The organism is Kerstersia gyiorum (assembly GCF_004216755.1).
GTDB lineage: Bacteria > Pseudomonadota > Gammaproteobacteria > Burkholderiales > Burkholderiaceae_B > Kerstersia > Kerstersia gyiorum.
Window position 1 is genome coordinate 226,331 of the sequence record NZ_SGWZ01000002.1, and the last position, 20,395, is coordinate 246,725.

Annotated in this window: 16 protein-coding genes and 1 pseudogene; 6 read left to right on the forward strand and 11 right to left on the reverse strand. The window is 63.5% G+C overall.

From position 1 onward, the window contains the following. Nucleotides 1-78: 78 nt before the first annotated feature. From EV679_RS07330 to EV679_RS07340, 3 genes are all read left to right on the forward strand, one after another. Entirely contained in the window at nucleotides 79-1,992 is a 1,914-nt protein-coding gene (locus EV679_RS07330; RefSeq protein WP_127773620.1) for a hypothetical protein, read from the forward strand. Between the two features lie 187 nt (nucleotides 1,993-2,179). Continuing rightward, entirely contained in the window at nucleotides 2,180-2,590 is a 411-nt protein-coding gene (locus EV679_RS07335; protein WP_068368710.1) for a YidB family protein, read from the forward strand. Nucleotides 2,591-2,953: 363 nt separating this feature from the next. Then, a complete protein-coding gene (locus EV679_RS07340) occupies nucleotides 2,954-4,003 on the forward strand; it encodes an NADP(H)-dependent aldo-keto reductase (RefSeq protein ID WP_068368707.1) in 1,050 nt (349 codons plus the stop codon). 249 nt (nucleotides 4,004-4,252) lie between these two features. Here the strand turns inward: EV679_RS07340 and EV679_RS07345 are convergent, their stop codons facing one another. The 3 genes from EV679_RS07345 to EV679_RS07355 all read right to left on the reverse strand — a co-directional run bounded on the left by EV679_RS07345 (nucleotide 4,253) and on the right by EV679_RS07355 (nucleotide 6,906). Further along, complete coding sequence (locus EV679_RS07345) at nucleotides 4,253-4,954, reverse strand: AAA family ATPase (protein ID WP_068368696.1); 702 nt, start codon at nucleotides 4,952-4,954, stop codon at nucleotides 4,253-4,255. 162 nt (nucleotides 4,955-5,116) lie between these two features. Then, on the reverse strand, nucleotides 5,117-5,824 hold the full coding sequence (murU, locus tag EV679_RS07350) for an N-acetylmuramate alpha-1-phosphate uridylyltransferase MurU (RefSeq protein WP_130486877.1): 708 nt from the start codon (nucleotides 5,822-5,824) through the stop codon (nucleotides 5,117-5,119). Next, complete coding sequence (locus EV679_RS07355; RefSeq protein ID WP_130486878.1) at nucleotides 5,824-6,906, reverse strand: aminoglycoside phosphotransferase family protein; 1,083 nt, start codon at nucleotides 6,904-6,906, stop codon at nucleotides 5,824-5,826. The genes murU and EV679_RS07355 overlap by 1 nt, the downstream gene beginning before the upstream one ends. Nucleotides 6,907-7,018: 112 nt before the next feature. On the opposite strand from EV679_RS07355, the gene EV679_RS07360 reads away from it, so the two are divergent. The 3 genes and pseudogenes from EV679_RS07360 to rsmA all read left to right on the forward strand — a co-directional run. Further along, complete coding sequence (locus EV679_RS07360) at nucleotides 7,019-9,349, forward strand: LPS-assembly protein LptD (RefSeq protein WP_253100649.1); 2,331 nt, start codon at nucleotides 7,019-7,021, stop codon at nucleotides 9,347-9,349. Between the two features lie 4 nt (nucleotides 9,350-9,353). Continuing rightward, entirely contained in the window at nucleotides 9,354-10,790 is a 1,437-nt protein-coding gene (locus tag EV679_RS07365; RefSeq protein ID WP_130486879.1) for a peptidylprolyl isomerase, read from the forward strand. 6 nt (nucleotides 10,791-10,796) lie between these two features. Further along, nucleotides 10,797-11,570: pseudogene (rsmA, locus tag EV679_RS07370) on the forward strand (16S rRNA (adenine(1518)-N(6)/adenine(1519)-N(6))-dimethyltransferase RsmA); the annotation flags it as partial. Between the two features lie 202 nt (nucleotides 11,571-11,772). Here rsmA and EV679_RS07375 read toward each other — a convergent pair. The 8 genes from EV679_RS07375 to pcnB all read right to left on the reverse strand — a co-directional run bounded on the left by EV679_RS07375 (nucleotide 11,773) and on the right by pcnB (nucleotide 20,389). Further along, complete coding sequence (locus tag EV679_RS07375) at nucleotides 11,773-13,002, reverse strand: nucleoside recognition domain-containing protein (RefSeq protein ID WP_068368684.1); 1,230 nt, start codon at nucleotides 13,000-13,002, stop codon at nucleotides 11,773-11,775. A gap of 27 nt (nucleotides 13,003-13,029) precedes the next feature. Then, nucleotides 13,030-13,977 (reverse strand): M48 family metallopeptidase, encoded by a 948-nt coding sequence (locus EV679_RS07380; RefSeq protein ID WP_130486880.1) that lies wholly within the window; start codon nucleotides 13,975-13,977, stop codon nucleotides 13,030-13,032. Between the two features lie 15 nt (nucleotides 13,978-13,992). Beyond that, nucleotides 13,993-14,733 carry a lysophospholipid acyltransferase family protein gene (locus EV679_RS07385; protein ID WP_068368681.1) on the reverse strand — a complete coding sequence of 247 codons (741 nt, stop codon included), beginning with the start codon at nucleotides 14,731-14,733 and terminating at the stop codon, nucleotides 13,993-13,995. Further along, the gene (gene gmhB, locus EV679_RS07390) at nucleotides 14,730-15,281 is read right to left on the reverse strand and encodes a D-glycero-beta-D-manno-heptose 1,7-bisphosphate 7-phosphatase (RefSeq protein ID WP_130486881.1); all 552 of its coding nucleotides are present in this window, start codon (nucleotides 15,279-15,281) and stop codon (nucleotides 14,730-14,732) included. The genes EV679_RS07385 and gmhB overlap by 4 nt, the downstream gene beginning before the upstream one ends. Further along, entirely contained in the window at nucleotides 15,278-17,422 is a 2,145-nt protein-coding gene (gene glyS, locus EV679_RS07395) for a glycine--tRNA ligase subunit beta (protein WP_068368675.1), read from the reverse strand. The genes gmhB and glyS overlap by 4 nt, the downstream gene beginning before the upstream one ends. Beyond that, on the reverse strand, nucleotides 17,419-18,324 hold the full coding sequence (glyQ, locus tag EV679_RS07400) for a glycine--tRNA ligase subunit alpha (protein WP_068368672.1): 906 nt from the start codon (nucleotides 18,322-18,324) through the stop codon (nucleotides 17,419-17,421). Before glyQ ends, glyS begins: the two co-directional genes overlap by 4 nt. A 131-nt stretch (nucleotides 18,325-18,455) precedes the next feature. Beyond that, nucleotides 18,456-19,004: a 2-amino-4-hydroxy-6-hydroxymethyldihydropteridine diphosphokinase gene (folK, locus tag EV679_RS07405; RefSeq protein WP_068368669.1), complete on the reverse strand. Its 549-nt coding sequence runs from the start codon at nucleotides 19,002-19,004 to the stop codon at nucleotides 18,456-18,458. A gap of 11 nt (nucleotides 19,005-19,015) precedes the next feature. Continuing rightward, nucleotides 19,016-20,389, reverse strand: coding sequence for a polynucleotide adenylyltransferase PcnB (pcnB, locus tag EV679_RS07410; protein ID WP_068368666.1), 1,374 nt, complete (start codon nucleotides 20,387-20,389; stop codon nucleotides 19,016-19,018). Nucleotides 20,390-20,395 lie beyond the last annotated feature (6 nt).

Sequence of the window (20,395 nt, forward strand, 5' to 3'; positions counted from 1 at the left end):
GCCGCTGGCTGCCTGCTGTCCAGGGCAGCCTGGCGGATCATTTGCACAGATGCAATTCCTTATCCGCAGGAACACAAGATGTCCACATTTTCCTTTCCCCGCTGCGCGCTGAACACCCATGTGACCATGGCGCTGGCCTTGTTGCTGTCGTCTGGCGCTGCTCACGCATTCACGGAACAGGCGCAATTCGCGCCTAAGCCTTTGCTGGTCTTTTCTGGTCCGGCGAGCAATGGTGGCAATTTGCCAGGGGCAAAACCCTTTACGCCTCCGATCTACATCGCAAGCCAGAATCGTTATGTCGGTATGACGCAGGAAGGTGGCGATACGTGGACGGGAGCCTGGAGCGCCATTTTCAATGGCGCGACTTTTTTCCAGGTTGGGGTCGATGGTGCTGGCTACCAGTACCAAACCCTGGGGGAGCGCATCGGGGTACAAAATACGCCTTTGCTCTACGATCCCAAGACGGGAGACATTTATGGTGGAGCAGAATCCGCCCTGGATGAGAACGGCTTGAATCCGGGCGGCGTATTGTTTGTGATCCGCGAAGGGCAAGTGCTTCCGCTGGTTAACCACGGTGATGAATTGTCGGCTAAGGATTTTCAGCCGCGCGGTCAGATGACTCAGGACAGCCAGGGCCGTTTGTTCCTGAATGGAGGCGGTGGGCTGGCGAACTGCTCAGCCACTAATGCCAACCGGAACAGCAAGAATATTCTTTACCATTTCAATCCTGGTGCGGCTCAGTTGCTGCAACCCTCTGCCAATTTGTGCGATTTTGTCGAGATCGTTCAGCGTCAGGTGGGAACGCGTCTTGCCACCTATTATCGCCAGCACAAGGGGGCTGTCCCGCAGATTCAGGTCTGGAGTGAGGCTGACCAGGCTCTCTATGCCTTGGCGAGCAATAGCGGCAGTGAAGAAAATGTTGAAGGTGTGCCGTCCAACGATAACAAGGGCAAGCCCATCAGTACGTTGATTCGCATCAGTGCTGCAGATCTGGGCAGCCGCTTGCAGCCGGATGATGGCGACAAGATCGAGGTCCTCCACAATTTTGCCAAGGCCAGAGACGGTGAGGCGCGTGCTGGCATGGATTATGTCTCCAGCATGATAGAAGTCGGCGACTGGCTGTATGGCACGACCTATTCGGCGACCCCGACGCTTTCGACCTCCGCGTTGGGTGGAACGCTGTGGCGGATTCACAAGCAGCAAGGTACCAGCAGTTTCGAAGTCGTGCACCGTTTTGGCGAAAGCGGCAATGGGGTCGAGGGGGATGGTTCCAATCCGGCCGGTCCACTGGTGCGTGCAGCGGATGGCAATATTTATGGCACGACCAGCTCCGATACACGTGAACTCAACAGCCAGCAGACCGAGGCGCTGGGTGCCGGCGTTCTGTTCCGTATTACGACTCCGGAAGGTGATACGCCGGCCTACGAACCGCTAGCCTACTTCGATGTTGAGACCACAGGAGCCAGGCCGGCAGGGCTGAGCCTGGGCCCTATCAAAACGGACAGCGATGGTAAGCGGCACCAGACGCTGATTGGTGTGTCACGGTATGGCGGCAACGAGGGGGATACCATCACGACCCGTGAATCGGTGGATGGTTTTGGCACCTTGTTCCAGCTGGATGTCCCGGTGACGGACGCACTGCTGACGCGATTCGTGAGCAACGCCAGCTCGGCCCGGCCCGGTACTCGCCCGACGCTGCAATGGAGCAGTGAAGGCACGGAGCGTTGCGTGGCTGGCGGCGACTGGGAAGGAACGTATGGCGCCAGCGGTTCCTATCGCCTGCCTGCGCTCAACGAACTGCGTGACTATGTGTTTACGCTGCAATGCAGCGGCTACACCGGCCAGACGGAAACCAAGCGCCTGACGGTGAAGGTCATCGACGGCTCCGGCACCGGGGAAAGCGGCAATGGCGGTGGCGGTGCGCTGGCAGGTGGCCTGCTGGTAGCACTGGCGGCCTGGGCCGCGAGGCGCCAGGCCCGACCGGTGGTTTAAAACAAGGTAAACCTGCGGCACCGCGACCGGCATCAGGATTTACACTAGGGCTTCTTTCTGTGCTGGCAAGCTGGTGTTTGCCGGCCTTGTGGGCAGGATGGCAGTGGGGGCATCAACACTTGCCACCATCCTGGCCGCCCTGGCGTAGAGCCATCGTGTTATTGATGCCGAGATCGGAGGTATTTTCATGAGCTTGCTGGATTCCTTGGGTTCCCTGGTCGGCGGCAGCAAGTCCGGCCCCGCCGCGCTGCTGCCGGTGTTGCTGGAACAACTGAAAAAATATCCGGGTGGCCTGGCCGGCCTGGTCGATAGTTTTCGCAAGGGCGGCCTGGGCGAGATCGTCGCGTCGTGGATAGGCAAGGGTAACAACCTGCCTGTTTCCATCGACCAGCTGCGCAATGTCTTGCCGGCATCACTGGTGGGTAGCCTGGCGCAGGAGTCCGGCCAGGACGACAATACCGTGCTGAGCCTGTTGAGCACGCTTTTGCCGGAAGTGGTCGACAAGGCGACGCCCGAGGGCGAAGTGAAGGAAGGCCAGGGCTTTGATGCCGCCGGCCTGCTGGGTTCTTTGTCTGGCTTGCTGGGCAAGTTCGGCTGATCCCGGGTTTCCGCCTGTATTGTGTCCGGCCAGCCTGTGCTGGCCAGATGGTTCCTTCTATCAAAACCCTGGCCTTCGGTGGCATGCCGATGGTCAGGGTTTTGTGTTTTCAGGCAGTGCCCGGTTGCAGGCCGGATGGCGCCTGTATGGACCGCTGACAGGACTGTCGGCAGCGGCGCTGCCAGCGACAGCCTGGCATGGCGACGCGGGGCGTTACAGCATTAGCTTATGCACGGCGCTGTCGCCGCAACATCGTCTGTTCCGTTTTACTATGCCGGGTAGTCAGCCTTCGGATCCTGGCCGTGAGCGGTGCAGGGCAGGGGGTTTTTCTGGCAGTTTCTTCATTCAGGAACACGACAAGAGATGAAATACCGCAAACTTGGACGCACCGATATCGACGTCAGCCTGATCGGTCTGGGTACCATGACCTGGGGCGAGCAGAACTCCGAGCAGGAAGCGCACGAACAGCTTGACTACGCACTGTCGCAGGGTGTCAATCTGATCGACGCTGCGGAAATGTATCCGGTGCCGCCCAAGCCGGAAACCCAGGGTCGAACTGAGGCGTACATCGGTTCCTGGTTGAAGCGCAGCGGCAAGCGTAGCGAAGTGGTGCTGGCGACCAAGGTGGTCGGCCCCTTGCGCCAGGCTCACCAAAAGGGCCATATCCGCGATGGCAAGACTTCCTTGGACCGAGCCAATATCACAGCTGCCATTGATACCAGCCTGAAGCGCCTGCAGACGGACTATGTGGACCTCTACCAATTGCACTGGCCGGATCGCAGCACGGCCACTTTCGGCCGTCTGGGCTATCCGTGGATCGAAGACGAATCGACCGTGCCTATCGAAGAAACGCTCTCCGTCCTGGCCGATCTGGTCAAGGCGGGCAAGGTACGTCATATCGGTGTTTCCAATGAAACCCCGTGGGGCGTGGCGCAATTCCTGCGTGCCTCGGAAAAGCTGGGCCTGCCGCGCATCGTCAGCATCCAGAATCCCTACAGCCTGTTGAACCGCACGTTTGAAACGGGGCTGTCCGAGTTCTCACATTACGAGCAGATCGGCTTGCTGGCTTATTCGCCGCTGGCGTTCGGGGTGCTGACCGGCAAGTATCTGAATGGCGCGCGTCCGGCAGATGGCCGTATCAGCCTGTACGAGCGGTTTGCGCGCTACAGCAACGAGCAGGCCCAGGCTGCAACGCGTGATTATGTCCATGCCGCGCGCCGCCGTGGCTTGTCACCCGCGCAAGTTGCGCTGGCGTTCATCAACAGCCGTCCGTTCGTGACCAGCAATCTGGTGGGGGCGACCAAGCTGGAACAGCTCAAGGAAAATATTGCGTCGGTGGACCTGGAGCTGGATGACGAACTGCTGGCTGAAATCGAACATATCCATCAACGCCAGCCTAATCCCGCGCCTTGACCACGGGCCTAAGCGCAAGCCTCGGCCTTCAGGCCGAGGTCAAGCGAGGCATTATCCATACGGCGCCGCAGGTGCCCCCGTATGGTGGCGGAGAAGCTCCGGCCCTCGGGCCGGAGTTCTTCACCGAATATTGGCCGTAGTCGATACACTGTTAGGGTAGAAATTGCGGTAACGGCAGTGTTACGGACTGCAATAAGAAAAGCCAGGCAACGTTATGTTGCCTGGCTTTTCTTGCTTGTGGCGTTGATATCAGCGCACGCGCAGTACCCGCATGGCACGCTGCTTGCCCGCGCCGTCCAGCACGCGTACCGTCACCTGGCGGGCCTGGAAGCCGGCAGGCAGAGCGGCATTGCTGAGCAGGGTCTGGTAGCGCGTCATATCGACTGCCGGGCCTTCCACGCGCAATACGTCCGTGCGTCCATTGCCGTAGCGGCCTTCCACCAGCAGTTCGACCGTTCCCTTGAAGCTGGCGGCATTATTGCCGGGTTGCAGCAGCACGACCTGGTAATCCAGGCCTTCGTCTTTCTGCGTAAAACGGGCGCCGCTGATGCCTGGAGTGTAGCCGCGCGGGTCGGGCGGCAGCAGGTCGATCAGGGCGTCGATTTCCTGTTGCAGCGGGCCGGACAGCGCTTCGGCGCGGTTCGCGCGCGCCTGCCACTGTTCGGCGTCGGTGCGCACGCTGCTGTGCTCACTGTTTAGTGCATCCAGTTCGTCGCGCAAGCGCTGGGCTTCCAGACGCGCGGCATTGAGTTCCTGGGTCAGCTGCTGCGATTCGGTGACGGTCAGGCGCTTCGGCCCGTAGCTGTTCTGCAGGAAATACCAGCCAGCAGCGCCGATGATTGCACCAAACAGCATTTGCGCCAGCCAGCGCGGCATGCGGTGCCGGCGCTTGCCGGTTTCATAGGGGGAGGGTTTGAAAACGGGACGTTTGGAAGAACTGAACAGTGCCATGCGTTGAAATCCTAGCTGGTGTAAGCGGCCCGCATGTGAGGCCGGCAGTTGCAAGCGGGTTCGACGGGTCTGGTCGTCGAGATGCCGGGATCGCTGCGTCGCCGGCAGGCGACAGTGTATAACTCTTGGTCGCTGCGGGAGAATGCAAGACGTTTCCGGTAGTTAGGGGTTGGTACGGTTTTGTTTCAGATATTCGTCAAGTTCAGACAATCGCTGCGGGGTACCTACGTCTGTCCAGCGCCCTTCATGGTGTTCCCCGGTGATGCTGTGCCGTGCCATCGCCTGTCGCAGCAGCGGCGCCAGCGGCGAGGGCAGGCTGCCCGAGACAGCGTCGAACAGTGCCGGATGAAAAACGCCTATCCCCGCGTACGTCAGCGCGCCGGGGCGGTCTCCGCGTGGGCTGAGCAGGCCGTTTTCGGCCAGGAGAAAGTCGCCATTCGGGTGGTGTTCGGGATTGGACACCAGCAGCAGCCAGGCCTGCCGGGCCGTGCCATCGAGCCCGGCTGCAATGGCGCGGGCAGCTTCGGGCCGCCAGTCGCACCAGACATCGCCATTCATGACCAGGAAAGGCTCGTTGCCCAACAGTGGCAGGGCGCGCGCAATGCCGCCTGCCGTTTCCAGGCCGCGCTCGCCTTCGGCGGAATAATGGATGGTCAGGCCCCAGCGTGAGCCGTTGCCCAGCGCATCCACCAGGTGCTGTCCCAGCCAGGCATGGTTGATGACTACGTCTTTGAAGCCGGCCCGCGCCAGCGCCTGCAGGTGCCAGACGATCAAAGGCAGGCCGCCGGCGGCAAGCATGGGCTTGGGCAGGGTGTCGGTCAGCGGACGCATGCGTTCGCCGCGGCCAGCGGCCAGGATCATCGCACGCATCAGAAGGTGTAGCCCGCGGCCGGTGTGATCTGGTCGACGCGATCCAGGATGCGCAGCAAGGGGGTGAACTGGCGGTAGCGTCCGCAGACCTGGCGCACATAGCCATTGAGACGCGGCAGGTGGGCCAGGTACCAGGCCTTGCCGTCACGATGGTTCAGGCGTGCAAAGACGCCCAGGATGCGCAGGTTGCGCTGCAGCCCCATCCATTCGTAATCCTGGTGCAGCACCGCGAAATCATCGGGGACGGGCAGACCGGCGCGGCGCGCCTGTTCCCAGTAACGGATGGCCCAGTCCAGTTGCCGGGCTTCATCCCAGGTGGTCCGAGCGTCCAGCAGCAGCGAGGCCAGGTCATAGGAAATAGGCCCCAGGCGGGCATCCTGGAAGTCAATGACGCCAGGCTGGTTGCTGTTGCCGGTGGGCACCATCAGGTTGGGCGAGTGGTAGTCGCGGTGCACCAGCACTTGTGCCTGGTCAGCGTTATGCGCTGTCAAGGTTTCAAAAATTTGTGACAGGGAATTGCGTTCGGTGTCGGACAGTGTCACGCCGTGATGGCGGTTCAGGTACCACTCTTCGAAAACCGAAAGCTCGGCCAGCAGCGTGGCCTGATCGAACAGCGGCAGGCCGGCGGCCGGCGCCTGTTGCACGCGGATCAGGGATTCAATGGCACCCTGGTACAGGGTTTCGATTTCTGCTTCGGCGGGTTGTTGCTGCAGGCGCTCGAAGTAGGTCTGGGCGCCCAGATCGCTCAGCAGCAGCAAGCCTTGTTCCGGGTTTTCGGCCAGCAGGGCCGGGACGTGTACGCCACTGCTTTGCAGACGCTTGCAGATGTCGATGAAGGGGCGGCAGTCTTCCTGGGGCGGCGGCGCGTCCATGACGATGAGCGTGCCGTGCACGCCGCTGTCCAGGCGGAAGTAGCGCCGGAAGCTGGCATCGCTGGAAGCAGGGCGCAGGCTGTCGGGGGCCAGCGCCAGGCTGGCGGGCAGGGAGGCGAGCCAGTTGCGCAGCAAAGCGAGCCTGGCATCAGGGTGAATCGTGGCGTTCAAAGCGGGTTCCGAAAGGCGTTCAGCAGGGCGGGAGGGCATGGCAGGGGACAGCCGGAAGGAATTTGGAAAGGAAATCCACAAACATGCCCATAGAACAGATGTTCTATATCTCTATAATACCGGCACGATATTCTATGGCGGTTTCCTTTTCGTGCGTTTGTTCTTATCCGTCGCCCTGCTTGCCGCAGGCTGTCTGCCTGTCGTCCAGGCCCAGGAGGGCGTGGCCGGCGATGCGTCGCGCCCGCAGCAGGCATTGCGCGAATCTTCCCTGTTGATTGACCGCACCCGGCTCAACGAAGACGATATGCCCGTGTTCGCCAACAGTGTGCGGACCGAAGGCCAGCCCGATTCACGCGTCATCCTGGAGGGTGATGCGGTGCTGCGCCGCTACGATTCCGTACTCAAGGGCAACTACATCGACTACAACGGTGCCAGCGGGCAAGTCGAGGCACGTGGCGACGTGCGCCTGATGCGTGACGGCGGCCGTATCGAAGGCCCCGGCCTGCGCTACAACTTCGAGACCGATATCGGCGAGATCGAGCAGCCGTCGTTCCGCATCGGGCCTTCCGGTGGGGCGGGCAAGGCGGCGCACGCCGAAATCTACGGGCGCAACAACATGCGTCTGGAAGACGTTATCTACAGTGGTTGCCCGTGCCCGGACCCTGCATGGTTCATCGAGGCCGAGCGAGTGGATATCGACTACGAGGCCAATGACGGCGAAGCGCGCAATGCGGTGCTGTACTTCAAGGGCGTGCCCCTGCTGGCCTCGCCTTACCTGACTTTCCCGGTACGCAAGGAGCGCAAGAGCGGACTGCTGTTGCCGACCTACGGCACCACGACCAAGGGCGGCATCGACATTTCCGTGCCGTATTACCTGAATCTGGCGCCGAACTACGACCTGACCCTGACCCCGCGCCTGCTGACCAAGCGCGGCATGATGCTGGGTGGGGAGTTCCGCTACCTGGGCGAGTCCTTCGAGGGCGAAATGACCGGGGCCTATCTGCCCAATGACAGGGTGACGCATTCGGACCGCTGGCTGTACGGCTGGAAGCACTATCACGACCTCGGCAACGGCTTCAGCGCGGACTGGGATATCAATCGCGCCTCCGATGACAACTATTTCCGCGACATTTCCGCTGTCGGCCTGAGCGAGGCCAGCCGCACCTATCTGCCGCGCAATGGCCGGGTCGGTTGGGGCGATGGCTACTGGAGCGCTGGCGTGGCGGTGGAGTCCTACCAGACGTTGCAGGATCCGGATGCACCGCTGATCCCGCCCTACGACAAATTGCCGGAACTGACCTTCAAGGGCGTGCGCTACAACTGGCGCGGCCTGGATCTTGCCTGGGATAACACCGCGACCTGGTTCCAGCGCCCGATCTACGATGGCCAGCGCACCGGCCCGCAAGGCCAGCGCTTCGTGTCCTATGCCACGATGGCCTACCCGATCGAGCGCGCAGGCTGGTACATCACGCCCAAGGCAGGGATGCACGTCACGCGTTACGACACCCGCTGGGGCGACCAGAACTGGTACAGCCTGCCCGGCGGCATGTCTTCCTACCGCACCGTGGCCACTCGTGCGCTGCCCATCCTGTCGCTGGACAGCGGCATGGTGTTCGAGCGCAATACCACGCTGTTCGGCAAGCCTGCCCAGCAGACCCTGGAACCGCGCCTGTACTATCTCTACGTACCGTACCGCTACCAGGATGACCTGCCGACCTACGACACCGCGCTGGCCTCCTTCAACATGGCCCAGGCATTTGATGAAAACCTGTATACCGGCGGCTGGGACCGCATTGCCAATGCGAACCAGGTCACGCTGGGCCTGACGTCGCGCTGGATGGATGCCAGTAACGGTTTCGAGCGTGTCAGCCTGTCGGTGGCGCAGCGCCTGTATTTCGAAGACCAGCGCGTGGCCCTGCCGGGCGAGGCGCCGCGCCAGAATCGGCGCTCCGACTTGCTGATGGGCGCAACGACAGCCTGGACCGACACATTCAGCACACAGGCCGTGCTGCAGTATGATCCGCACCAGGAACGCTGGATGCGTTCCACCCTAAGTGCGCGCTGGCGTCCTCAACGCCTGGCTTCCATGACGCTGGCCTATCGCTACCAGCGTGACCCGGCAGTCGATGCCCAGTACCAGCTGCAAGGGCGCGAACAGGTCAGTTTTGCCGGCCAGTGGCCGCTGAGCAAGCGCTGGTATGGTGTTGGCCGTATCGACTACTCCATGCTGGATAGCCGGGTGACGCAATCCATTGCGGGCCTGGAATACAAGGGTGATTGCTGCTGGGCGGCGCGTGCGGTTTTCCAGCGCTATGCCGTGGCCGCCAACGACACCAATACGACTTTCTTCCTGCAACTCGAGCTGACCGGACTCGGCTCGCTGGGAACGGATCCCCTGGGATTGTTGTCCAGAAGCATACCGGGCTATGAGTCCGTGAATCCGAGTGTGCCGCAGGGCACGCGCTTTGATAGGTACGAATAAACACATGCTTAACGTGAGACTCAAGCAGTTGCCGTTGCTGGCCGCGCTGGCTTTGGCCAGCCTGGGCGCGGCACAGGCGCAATCCACCCAGGCCGTTGTCGAGCAGCCCAAGTCGAGCTCGGAGGCGGTGGTCGATGGCATTGCCGCCATCGTCAACAATGACGTGATCACGCTGCGCGAATTGAATCAGCGCACCCTGCAGGCGCAGGGTGAACTTAGCGCGCAGGGTGTGGCGTTGCCCGATGCCGCCGTGTTGCAGCGCCAGGTGCTCGAGCGCATGATCAGCGAGCGCCTGGAAGACCAGGAAGCTCAACGGCTCAACCTCAGCGTGAGCAATGCCGAACTGAATTCGGCGGTGGGGACCATCGCCCAGCGCAATGGCTTCACGGAAGAGCAGATGCGCCAGCAGGTAACGGCGTCCGGGTTGACCTGGCAGGGCTATCTGGAAGTCCTGCGGCGCGACATCCTGATGGATCGCCTGCGTCAGCGGGTCGTTGATTCAAGCATCATGATCCCGGATTCCGAAGTCGATGCCTTTATTCGCGATGAGCGTACCAAGAGCCAGAGCGGCAACGGTTTCGCGGCCGCGAACTCGGGCCCGGTAGCACTGGCGCAGATTCTGATCCGCGTGCCGGAGAACAGCTCCCGCGAAGAAGAGGCTGCGGCGCGTGCGCGTGCCGAAGCCGTGTTGGCGCGGGTACGCGGCGGCGAGGATTTCGCGGCCGTGGCGGCGGCCGAGTCCCAGGGGGCTGAAGCGCTGCAGGGCGGCCTGATGGGCGAACGTCCGATGTCCAGCTGGCCGGATCTGTTCGTGCGCGCTGTGGCATCCGTGCCGCAGGGCCAGGTTAGTGAGTTGGTGCGCAGTGGCCTGGGTTATCACATTCTCAAGGTTGTCTCGCGCAGCGACAGCGCTGCGGCTCAACAGCGTTCGGCTTCCGACCATGGCGTGGACTTCAATTCACAGGCGCCCATGCCGGTCACGCAGACCAAGGCGCGCCATATCCTGATCCGGACCAGCGCTGTCATGAGCGATGAGCGTGCCAAGCAGCAGCTGGACCAGCTGCGCCTGCGCATCCTGCAGGGCGGGGAGTCGTTCGAGGACCTGGCACGGCGCTATTCCAAGGATTCCAGCGCGCCCCAGGGCGGCGATCTTGGCTGGCTGTCGCCGGGCGAGACGGTGCCGCAATTCGAGCAGGCGATGGATGCCTTGTCCGAAGGCAGCGTGAGCCAGCCCATCAAGTCGCCGTTCGGCTGGCACCTGATCAAGGTTGATTCGCGCCGTACGCAGGACATGGCCGAGGCCTATCAGCGCATGCAGGCGCGCCAGATTCTGTTTGAACGCCGCGCCTTGCCTGCCTTCGAGGAGTGGCTGGAGCAGTTGCGTGAACGCGCCTATATCGACAATCGCCTGGAACGCCGTCAGCGGCTGGAACAGGAGTAAGCAGGAATGGCAGCACATCAGGCGCGCAAGCGCTTTGGCCAGCACTTCCTGAGCGACCTGGCAGTCGTCGATGAAATCGTGCGGTCGATCTCGCCCGAGCGCAGTGATCTGATGGTGGAAATCGGGCCGGGCCTGTCGGCCCTGACCCGGCCGCTGCTGGATCGGCTGGACCATCTCCACGCGGTGGAAATCGACCGGGACCTGGCCCAACGCTTGCGGCGCCAATACCCGGCAGAACGGCTGACTGTACACGAAGCCGACGCGCTGACGGTGGATTTTTCCACCTTCGGGACTGGCGTTCGTATCGTGGGCAATTTGCCGTACAACATTTCCAGCCCCTTGCTGTTCCATTTGATGGCGGTGGCCGATCAGGTGCGCGACCAGCATTTCATGCTGCAGCGTGAAGTCATAGACCGCATGGTGGCCAAGCCCGGCAGCGCAGATTATGGCCGCTTGTCGGTCATGCTGCAGTCGCGCTACCGCATGATCAACCTGTTCGACGTTCCGCCCGAAGCATTCGATCCGCCGCCGCGTGTGATGTCGGCGATTGTGCGCATGCGTCCCTTGCCGGCGGACCGCCTGCGCCCGCGCAGCGAAGCCGCGTTTTCCACGGTTGTGGCGCGCGCCTTTTCCCAGCGCCGCAAGATGCTGCGCCGCGTGCTGGCCGATTGGGCTGAAGATATTCCCTGGGAAGCCCTGGGCATTGAACCTACCGATCGCGCCGAGAGCGTGACGGTGGCGCAGTATATCGGCCTGTCCGATGCGCTGCTGGCAGCAGGTCGGGTAGCGGATACCGGCAGCGCCGCTGAAACGGGCAATGACCAGGGCAAGGCCAAGGGTAAAGGCGAACCGCAAGCGGATTGATGCCAGCGGAGCCAATGGCGGCTGTGCAGTTCGCGCGTCGCCGGGCAAGGTAGCCCGCGAGCGCCGGCAGTCTGCCTGATGCAAGCCAGGCCCCTGAACCGGGGCCTGGCTTTTCCTTTCAGCCGAAGAACCAATAGCAGACGGTGATGGCGGCGATCACGCCGGCCAGGTCGGCGACCAGCGCGCATCCCACGGCGTGGCGGGCGCGCTGGATGCCGACTGATCCGAAATAGACGGCCAGCACGTAGAACGTGGTTTCCGTGCTGCCCTGCACCGTGGCTGCCAGTAGCGCCTGGAAACTGTCCACGCCGAAGTGCTGCATGGTTTCCAGCATCATGGCGCGTGCGGCACTGCCTGAAAAAGGTTTGGTCAGTGCCGTCGGCAGCGCGTCCACGAAGCGGGTATCCATGCCGGCTGCGGCAACCAGGTAGCGTATGCCATCGAGCAGATAATCCAGGGCGCCGGAGGCGCGCAGCACGCCGATGGCACACAGCATGGCGACCAGATAGGGCAGGAGGTTGCGGGCGACCTCGAAGCCTTCCTTGGCGCCATCGACGAAGGCATCGTAGACCGGGACCTTGCGCCAGGCGCCTACAGCGACAAACATCACGATCACGCCGAATAGTGTCAGGTTGCCCGCCAGCGAGGACAGGGCCGCAAGCGCGGTTGCCGACAGGGTCAGCGAAAAGGCCATGATGCCGCCCAGAATGATGCCTATGGCGGCGAACCAGAGCAGCACGACCGGGTCATGCAGCTTCAGGCGCTGCATCCATGCCACCGATAGCAGCGCCGCCAGTGTCGAGGCGCTGGTCGCCAGCAAAATGGGCAGGAAAATCAGGGTAGGGTCGGGCGCGCCCTGCTGTGCACGGAACATGAACAGCGTGACGGGCAGCAGCGTCAGCGAGGAAGCATTCAACGTCAGGAACAGGATCTGCGCGTTGGTGGCGGTATCCGGACGCGGGTTGAGCGTCTGCAGCTCGCGCATGGCTTTCAGACCGATGGGAGTGGCGGCATTGTCCAGGCCCAGGCCATTGGCAGCGAAGTTCATCGTGATCAAGCCGATGGCGGGATGGCCGCGTGGCACATCCGGCATCAGCCGGGCGAACAGCGGGCCCAGCAGCACGGCCAGTTTTTCGATCAGCCCGGCGCGCTCGGCAATGCGCAGGAAGCCCATCCATAGCGTCAGCGTGCCGAACAGCACGATCATGATGCTGACCGAGGTTTCCGCCATCGTGAACAGGCTTTTGACCAGTGCGGAAAAAACTTCCGCATCCCCGTAGGCCAGCCAGCGTATCCCGGCGGCCAGGGCGGCGATGAGGAAGAAGGCTAACCAGAGGATGTTCAGCATGGCGGCAAGGGGCGGGGGCGGGCCCGGCTACAGAACCGGGATGTCGCCAGGATGATGGGAGCGCAGCGCGGCGCGGGCTTGCTCATAGTCGGGAATGATGCGGCCGACTTCGTTCCAGAAGTCAGGGCCGTGGTTCATCTCCCGCAAGTGTGCCAGTTCGTGTGCGATGACGTAGTCAATGATGGCAGGCGAAAAATGGATCAGGCGCCAGTTCAGCATGATGCGCCCGTCGCTGGTGCAGGAGCCCCAGCGCGTGCGCGCTGCGGAAAGGCGCAGGCTGCGCACCGTCAGGCCATGCTGCGTGGCCATGTGTTGCAGCCGCTGCTGGAACTGCAGCGCAGCCTGTCGTTGCAGCCAGGCTTCGGTGATTTCACGGATACGCGAGCTTTCGGCATCCATCGGCAGGCTGAGATGCAGGATATCGCCAGCCTCGGGGCAACAGGGGTCGCCCTGGTAGGATTGCTGGCCCTGGGCACCCACGCTGGGCGCGGCCCCCAGTGCCAGGCGTATGCCGACACCAAGAAACGGGAACTCGCCACCATGCTGCCAGCGGGTATGGGCCATGGAAAGCTGTGTGCGCCTGTTCTGCCATGCTTCCAGCTTGGTCACGATCCAGCGGGTCTTCTGACGCACGGCATCGTCTATCTGGGCTTGGCTGGCCCAGGCGGGCGCCGTCACGCGCAAGCCATCGTCGCTGATGAGAAAGCCGATGGTACGCCGGCGTGAACGCATCAGGGTATAGCCCAGGCGTTGCATGCCGGACAGCGTTTCACGCCATTGGGCGCCCGGTGGCAGTTGCGCGGGACGATCCATGACGAGGCGGCCGGGCTGCTGCTGCAGGAAGCCGCCGGTGGCAGCCGGCGGCAAGGCCTGCTGCCCGGCAGGCACGACGGGTGCGGCTGGGGTCGCGCCATGCGTCGGGATGGACTGGGTAGGCGCGAACAAATCGCCTTGGAGAGGTGACGAACGAGGCATGACCAGGAGTGTATTTCACGCGGCCTGGGATGAGCCAGGGTAACGCTGCGGACTGATGCGGCGCATTTCCGCTTCGATCCAGGCCTCGACACGGGCGTTGAGTTCGGCGCTGTCCAGGCCTGTGGATTCAATGACGGGCCCGATGGATACCGTCACCAGTCCGGGAGACTTGAGAAACGAATTGCGCGGCCAGCATTCGCCGGCATTGAGTGCGACCGGAATCACCGGGACGCCGGCTTCCACGGCCAGCCTGGCGCCGCCCATCTTGTAGCGGCGGCGCTGGCCCGGCGGCACGCGCGTACCTTCCGGGAACAGCAGCGGCCAGCGGCCTTCGGCCAGGCGTTCGCGGCCCACGCTCAGCACCTGGCTGAAGGCGTCCTGGCCTTGCTTGCGGTCGATGGGAATCATGCGCAGCAGTGCCAGGCCCCAGCCGAAGAAAGGAACGAAATGCAGTTCTTTCTTGTAGACGTAGCAAACCTGCCGCGGCATCTTGGACGGAAAGAACAGGGTTTCCCAGGCGGACTGATGCTTGGAAAGAATCACTGCCGGGCCGTCAGGCAGGTTTTCCTGGCCCTGGATTTGCCAGCGGATGCCGCAGATGGCACGCGCACCCCAGAGCGCCAGGCTCGCCCAACCGACCGTCAGGCGGTAGCGCAATCCACGCGGGAGCGGCGACCAGAGCAGGCAGGCAAAGGCATAGGGAATAACAGTGACAGTCAGGAAGACTGCATAGATCAAGGAGCGTAGCCAGATCATGGAGTGTCTTGTTCGGCAAGCAAGGTATCGACGATAGCAGCCAGATTATCGCCAATGCGGGTTCCCGGTGGCAGCAGGTTGCTGCCACCGGCGGTGGCAGCGCCGTTGCCGGTGCGTGCCAGCCAGGGCTGGGCGTCCACTGCCGCAGCGGCCTGCAGGTCGCGCAAGGAATCACCGACGACCGGCACGCCTGCCAGCGGGATGTCGAAGCGGCGGCCGATATCCTGCAGCAGGCCCGGTGCGGGCTTGCGGCAGCGGCAGCCGTCTTCGGGACCGTGGGGGCAGACGAAAATGGCATCCACCGAGCCGCCCAGCGCTGCCAGGGCACGCCGCATCTTGGCGTGCATGGCGTTGAGGGTTTCCATGTCGAACAGGCCGCGTGCCAGCCCGGACTGGTTGGTTGCGATGGCGATGCGCCAGCCTGATTGCGACAGGCGCGCCATGGCTTCGAGGCTGCCGGGCAGCGGCAGCCATTCGTCTGGCGATTTGACGAAGGCCTTGCTGTCCTGGTTGATGACGCCGTCGCGGTCGAGGATGATCAGTTTCACTGTGCCAGCCGGGAAAGGTCGGCCACCTGGTTCATGAGATTGTGCAGACGCGCCAGCAGCGCGAGCCGGTTGGCGCGCACGGCAGGATCATCGGCCATGACCATGATGTCGTTGAAGAAAGTATCGACGGCAGCACGGGCCTGGGCCAGCGTGCTCAGCGCAGCGGCGAAGTCACCCGCGGCGAACTGCTTGGCCACCGGATCCGAAAGGGCGTCGATGGTGCTGGCCAGCGCCTGTTCGGCAGGTTCGGTCAGCAGCGCCGGGTTCAGCGGCGTGTCGGCGCGTTCTGCCTTCTTCAGCAGGTTGCCGATGCGCTTGTTGGCGGCAGCCAGGCTGGCGGCTTCCGGCAGTTGCGTGAACTGGGCAACGGCGGCAACCCGGGCGCCGACCTGGTGCAGGGGCGGATGCGTCGCCAGGACGGCATCCACGACACTGCGGTCATGTTCCTGGGTGAGCTGGTTGCGCAGGCGCTCGTAGACGAAGGTTTCGATCTCGGGCAGCACGCTGGCCGGAATACGGTCGGCCGGGAAACTTTCCAGACTCTGGCGCAGCAGGGCGCCCAGGGTCAGCGCGCCGCTTTCGCGCACCGACAGCCAGCCACCGGCAGTCAGTTGTTCGAAGGCGCTGATCAGGCCTTGTGCGGCGCGGCGCAGACCGAAGGGGTCGCGTTCGCCGGTTGGTGCCAGGCCTATGCCCCAGATGCCGACCAGGGTTTCGACCCGATCCGCGATGAACAGGATGGCAGCGGCAACATTGTCTGCCGATACCGGCTGTTCCAGGCGGATGCGGTACTGTTCGCGCAGTGCACGCGCCACGGTGGCCGGTTCGCCGTCGCCTTCGGCATAGTAGGCGCCCATCACGCCTTGCAGTTCCGGGAATTCGCCCACCATGTTGGTGGTGAGGTCGGCCTTGGCGAGCAGGGCGGCGCGGTCGGCGTCTGCCACCGGTGCACCCAGGGTTTCGGCCAGCCAGCGGGACAGCGTCCGCACGCGCTCGACGCGTTCAAGCTGGGTGCCCAGCTTGTTGTGATAGACGATACTTTCCAGTTGCGGAACGCGCGCGGCCAGCGGCGTCTTGCGGTCGGTCTGGAAGAAGAACTCGGCGTCTGCCAGGCGCGGCCGCACTACGCGCTGGTTGCCTTCGACGATGTGGCGCGGGTCCTGCGTCAGCATGTTGCTGACAATCAGGAAGCGGTGCGTCAGCTTGCCGCTTTCGGGGTGGAAGAGCGGGAAGTATTTCTGGTTCAGGCGCATGGTGAGGATCAGGCATTCCTGCGGTACGGCCAGGAAGCGTTCCTCGAATTCACCGACATAAACCACCGGATACTCCACCAGCGCAGTGACTTCCTCTAGCAGCGCGGCCACTTCGGGGTCCTCGTCGCCCAGCGAGGCATTCAGGCGTGCCGCCTGATCCCGCAGCTGGCCGTCGATCAGGGCGCGGCGTTCATCGAAGGACACCAGCACCTTGCCGTTTTCCGCCATCAGCGCAACATAATCGCCCGCAGCAGGCAGATCGAAAGGTTCAGGTGCCAGGAAACGATGGCCGTGCAATTGGCGGCCAGCTTGCAGGCCCAGCGCCTGTACCGGCACGATGTCGCTGCCATGCAGGGCTACCAGGCCATGGGCCGGACGGACGAACTTGACGGAAGTGACTCCATCGGCCAACTGGTAACGCATGACCTTGGGAATCGGCAGGTGCGTCAGCGCGGCATCCAGCGCCTGCTGCAGGCCATGGGCGAGCGCGGCACCGGCTGCCTTGCCATTGGCAACCAGGTATTCCTGCTTGCCGTCGGATTCACGCGCCAGGGCGGCGACGTCCAGGTGTTCCAGGCCCTTGGCCGCCAGCTTTTTCAGCAGCGCCGGGGTCGCGGCGCCATTGGCGTCCAGGCCGATTTTCACCGGCATCAGTTTTTCGGAAAACTCGCGGTCGGGCGCTTGCGCCAGCACGGCGGGCAGGAACGCACCCAGGCGGCGGGGCGTGGCATAGGGCGTGGCGGCCGCGTCGCCGGCGACCAGGCCGGCTTGCCGGAGTTCGGCTTCGAGACGCTCGGCAAAGGCAATGCCCAGTCGGCGCAAGGCCTTGGGTGGTAGTTCCTCGGTGAAGAGTTCGACCAGCAGCGGTGCGGTATTGGCCTGGCTCATGCCTGCACCTCCTTGTTGGCCAGCATCGGGAAGCCGAGCTTTTCGCGGGATTCGTAGTAGGCCTGGGCCACGCTGCGCGACAGGTTGCGGATGCGGCCGATATAGGCGGCGCGTTCGGTCACGCTGATGGCGCCACGGGCGTCGAGCATGTTGAAAGTGTGCGCCGCCTTCAGCACGTTTTCGTAGGCGGGCAGCGCCAGGGGCACGGCGATCATGCGCTTGGCCTCGTTTTCGTAGTCGTTGAAATGCGCGAACAGCATGTCGGTGCTGGCGTGTTCGAAGTTGTAGGTGGATTGCTCCACTTCATTCTGGTGGAAGACGTCACGGTAGAGCACGCGGCCGCCGCCGGCGCCGCCTTCGGTCCAGACCAGGTCATAGACGCTTTCCACGCCTTGCAGGTACATGGCCAGGCGTTCCAGGCCGTAGGTGATTTCACCGGTGGCCGGCGTGCAGTCGATGCCGCCTACTTGCTGGAAGTAGGTGAACTGGGTGACTTCCATGCCGTTGAGCCAGACTTCCCAGCCCAGGCCCCAGGCGCCCAGCGTGGGGTTTTCCCAGTCGTCTTCGACGAAGCGGATGTCATGCACGGTTGGGTCGATGCCCAGCGTCTTGAGAGAACCGATATACAGGTCGAGGATATCGGGTGGCGCGGGCTTGAGCACGACTTGGTACTGGTAGTAATGCTGCAGGCGGTTGGGGTTTTCGCCATAGCGGCCATCCTTGGGCCGGCGCGAAGGCTGCACATAGGCAGCGCGCCAGGGCTCCGGGCCGATGGCGCGCAGGAAGGTCGCGGTGTGCGAGGTGCCTGCGCCGACTTCCATGTCGTACGGCTGCAGCAGCGCGCAGCCTTGTTTGTCCCAGTATTCCTGGAGCCTGAGGATGATTTGCTGGAAAGTGAGCATGTGTAATGAAGGTCGGACAGAGGCGCCGCCAGCCCCGTTGGCGCGGCGCGGTAATCGTTGATTTTAACTGTTGTGGCGGTTTGCTGCGGGCTGGCGCAGGCTCAGGGCTGATATCCCACGCATGCGTCCGCTCATGAGGCCGTATCCGGCTCGTTTGCCGGCGGTGCTGCATCCGTGGCAACACGCTCGATCCGCTGGTCGCCACAGGCATCCCGCCAGGCCTGCAGGGCCGCCAGGGAAACCGCGCCGGGAACGGCGGTAGAGGACGCATCCGCCAGGAACACGTCCAGCAAGGGCGTGAGCGCGAAAGCGCGCTGGTGCATGCGCGGGTGCGGCAGCGTCAGGCGTGGATGGGACAGCGGCTGGTTGTCATACAGCAATATGTCCAGGTCCAGCGTGCGGGGCGCATTGCGATAGGGCCGTTCGCGGCCGTGCTTATTTTCCAGCGCCTGCAGAACATCCAGCAATGCCAGCGGCGCCAGCCGGGTGTGCAGGCGGACGGCGGCATTGACGAAGTCCGGGCCGCCGGCATCGACTGGGGCAGTGCGGTAGAACGGCGAAACTTCCAGTGCGGCGATATCGGGATGGGCTGCCAGCTCCGCCAGCGTCAGGCGCAGGGTTGCCTGGGCATCCCCCAGGTTGGCGCCCAGGCCGACATAGGCACAATGCAAGGTATCCATGCGATCTCGGCCTAGGCGGCGTTATCGGGTGGATTGCTGGAAGGGCGGGCATTGCTGGGACGGCGGCGGCGCCGGCGCGGCTTGCGCGCGGCTGGAGCATCGCCGTCGGTATCGCGCGGCAGTTGCGCGAGGCCGTCTATCATTTCCGCACGCAGGCTGTCATCGGCGTTGGCCAGGTCCATCCACCATTGTGCGTCTACGCTGTCGATCTCGCCGGCCGCAGCGCGCAGTTGCAGGAAGTCGCAGGCAGCGCGGAAGCGGGGTTGTTCGACCAGGCGCCAGACGGCGCGGCCCGGACGGCGTACCAGGCGCGGCTGCATGAACCAGATGTCGCGCATGTCGGCCGTGAAGCGACGCTGGATGGCCAGCTTGCCGGTTTGCTCTTCCAGGACGGAATCCGCGGCCTGGACCAGCGCTGGAATGCGATGTTCGCCGCGCGTTTCCAGTTCATGCCAGCGCGAAGCCACCTGCTGCCACAGCAGGGCGGCAAAGAGGAAACTGGGGCTGACGGTCTTGCCGGTGCGTACCCGAGCGTCGGTGCGTTCCAGCGCCAGGGTCACGAAGCGCTTGCCGTCGGGCTGTTCCAGCACCACGTCCAGCAGCGGCAGCAAACCCTTGTGCAGGCCGGCGCTGCGCAGTTGCTGCAGGCAGTCCATGGCGTGGCCGCAGGTCAGCAGTTTGAGCATTTCGTCGAACAGTCGCGATGCCGGGACGTTCTCGATCAGTGCGGCCAGGCCGGAGATCGGCGCCTGGGTGGCGTCGTCTATCCTGCCGCTGATCTTGGCGGCGAAGCGCACTGCGCGCAGCATGCGCACGGGGTCTTCGCGGTAGCGCGTGGCCGGGTCGCCGATCATGCGGATGACGCGCTGCTTCAGGTCTTCGACACCATTGTGGTAGTCGATGACGGTCTGCGTCAGCGGGTCGTAGTACAGCGCGTTCATGGTGAAGTCGCGCCGCACGGCATCCTGTTCCTGGTTGCCGAACACGTTGTCGCGCAGGATGCGGCCGTGCTCGTCGGTTTCCTGTTCGCCGCTGGACGGCGCGCGGAAGGTCGAGGTTTCGATGATTTCGCGGCCGAAGACGACGTGGACCAGCTGGAACCGGCGGCCGATGATGCGGGCGCGGCGGAACAGCGGGCGGATCTGCTCGGGCGTGGCGTTGGTAGCCACATCGAAATCCTTGGGCTCCAGCCCGAGGATCAGGTCGCGGACGGCACCACCCACGATATAGGCGTCATAGCCTTGATGGCGCAGCGTTTCGCAGACCTTGACGGCGTTGCGCGAGACGTGGCGCGGGTCTATGCCGTGTCGTTCCACCGGGATGCGGGCTGGCCCGGTTGGGCGGCGCAGCCGGCTCACGAAGCGTTTGATGGTTTCTGTGATCATGCGTTT